This window comes from Spirosoma endophyticum (assembly GCF_900112365.1).
GTDB lineage: Bacteria > Bacteroidota > Bacteroidia > Cytophagales > Spirosomataceae > Spirosoma > Spirosoma endophyticum.
Genome location: NZ_FOLQ01000069.1, coordinates 1 through 2386, shown reverse-complemented (window position 1 = coordinate 2386; position 2386 = coordinate 1). Strand labels below are relative to the sequence as shown.

2 protein-coding genes are annotated in these 2386 nt (G+C 44.1%); one reads left to right on the top strand and one right to left on the bottom strand.

The features are described 5' to 3' along the window. Positions 1-197: 197 nt before the first annotated feature. The gene (locus BM202_RS36410) at positions 198-1013 is read right to left on the bottom strand and encodes a hypothetical protein (protein ID WP_143100900.1); all 816 of its coding nucleotides are present in this window, start codon (positions 1011-1013) and stop codon (positions 198-200) included. A 327-nt stretch (positions 1014-1340) separates the two neighbouring features. Here BM202_RS36410 and BM202_RS36405 point away from each other — a divergent pair, with 327 nt between their 5' ends. After that, complete coding sequence (locus BM202_RS36405; RefSeq protein ID WP_143100899.1) at positions 1341-2162, top strand: hypothetical protein; 822 nt, start codon at positions 1341-1343, stop codon at positions 2160-2162. The last annotated feature ends 224 nt before the right edge of the window (positions 2163-2386 follow it).

Below are 2386 nucleotides of genomic sequence, written 5' to 3'. Positions count from 1 at the left end.
AAAGCGCTCCCAGCCGGAAAAAGTACAACCCAAGGCAACGAAGATTGAAGCTTAAAATGAGACTAAAATCTGTCAAGTAAAACCAGGGTAATACAGACCTAGTAAAAGTACAATGCTTGAATTAATCAACTTCTTGTACTTTTACTAGGCCTCTTGCTTTGACCTTATCCTTAGCCAACCAGCTAAAAGCTGCGTGCTCACTTTATAAAGCTAAACGTATTGATCCGCAACTCAGGCTGGAGAGCATTCACATTACTAGATGTTGTTCTCTCCTCATAAGCAATCTGTTTAACCACTTGGCCCTGCGCATCAAATTCGTAGCTGTAGACAATTACGATCTTGTCGGGCATGACCGCTGGCATATTGTTGACCGATTGATAAACCTGAGTTGATTTGGTAACCAGGTTACGGCTGGGACGACCCTGCTCCGCAACGTAAGGATTGGGTAAGCTTCGCTTGGTCAAGTCATATTCGTAAGTCGTTGTAGTCGTACCATCCTGACCACCACCCAACACTTCTTTCACGATATTACCCTCAACAATGGTTCGTCCTTTGCTTAGGAGTATGCCATCCGAGTCATAGTTGCCACTGGCCACATAGCCTTGTGAATTCAAAGGATACGTAGATGGACTTCTGGGAGAGAGATTCAGATAAGTTTTTAGTAGCTGATTGTTGGTATAGGCATACTCCCATTCGCCGTTGTAGGAATAGGTGTCGTCAGGCCGATCCGGATTGATTGCCTTGCGGTTAATCAGTCGTTTTTGCTCGTCGTAGCGGAAGAGGTCCTCACTGCGGGCCGCTTGTTTAAATAAGGTGGTCTGATAGGTGATGGTTGGATTGGGAAGGTAGACATTGGCTGGTTCAAAGTAGTAGGTAGTGGCTACTTTAGCCAGGAAGTAAGCTGGCTCATCGGGCGTTACGGCCGGGTTAGGCGTACAGGCGGCCAAGCTTGACAGGCAACAAGAAACAAGTAATAGGCGTAGCTTGGTTAAGGTAAAGATGTGAGTAGTCATAGTAATCGAAAAAATAATGTGAGTTAAAAAGAAATTATTTGTAAAATTATAACAAGTTGATTAATTCGAGTATCGCACTTTTATTAGGCCTGTTTTATAACTAAAGTGGCTGTTGCAAAAGTCTAAACTGGGCTCAAGCAGCAGGAATCATGAAGCCTTTACCCGCTAATCAGTGGCTAGAAATTGCCTCTTTGAGAGGCCGGTCCCAGGTGCCATCGACTTCTGCAACAGCCACATTCACTTATACAACAAGCTGCTCACAATGGTAGTCGTCAAATTCATAGAACTTATTTATTTTTACCCTTACTTCTTTCTCCATCACTTTCTATGCGTCTAATTCCATTTTATTGCTTTCTAATGGGGCTCGGTTTGTTCCTGACCGCTTGCCATCGAGAACCCGCATTAAACCCGAACGACCCCGAGGAATTGCTGTTAACTAAACAAGTGACGGCCCGCTATCGGCTAGCTAGCCAACCTAACGTGACTTTCGGATTACCGCTTACTTACAAAGGCGTTACATTCTACCCTATCACGCGCCAACAATATGTCTATCAGTATGATGACAAAAAGCGGCTGGTAAGTGTGTCTGCTCGCAATCCTGACCGGCTGGAGTATACTTACGAATGGGGCGATGAATCGTATGCATATGCCGATAACCAGCTTATCTATACCAATCTACGCGTCTTTCCGCTTATACCAACGTCCTATCCTTTAACTCCGCTAGGCTATATTGTTTCGAACAATACCTACGATCAATATGGCTACTTAACCTACCGCCAAGATGGTCCCAAGGCGAGTACGACTCAAACGATCGTGGCCGGCAATATCGTTAAAGAGGTTTATCAAGATGCCATTAGCCGTTTAACAACCGAGTACGAATACGACTTGAGCAGGTCTGGGTTACCCAATCCAGTCAAAATCATGTGGGGACGTCCAAGCCGTAATCTGGTAACGAAGACTGTACAAACCAATGAGTCCTTTACGGGGGTAGCTCCGATTCTGCCCGATCATAGTGTGACTACTTATGCCTACGAGTTTGATGAGCAGGGTCGAGTCAAACAACAAACGGCTTATATAGAATCAAGTTTACTAGCTAATCCAAACGTTGTGGATCGGGAGTTACAGATTAGCGTTTTTGAATTCAAGTAATTACTATTTATCAAACTCTCCAGAAAGTACAAAACGAGTACAAGGCAAAAAGCTGTACTCGTTTTGTACTTTTTTTGTGAGTGTTGTATAACTAAGATGGGATAGCTAACATAGTTGGGGTATATCCGCCAGATTACTGGACATGGATGGTAGAAAGCCGAAAAGTGGCTGACCGATGGTAAGTTTAAGTTCGCTAAAACTTATCAAAACTACCACCATGGCCA

What these genes read in the sequence shown, in the direction of transcription:
- BM202_RS36410 (WP_143100900.1), bottom strand. Translation starts at nt 1,013, where the DNA reads ATGACTACTCACATCTTTACCTTAACCAAGCTACGCCTATTACTTGTT.
- BM202_RS36405 (WP_143100899.1), top strand. Translation starts at nt 1,341, where the DNA reads ATGCGTCTAATTCCATTTTATTGCTTTCTAATGGGGCTCGGTTTGTTC.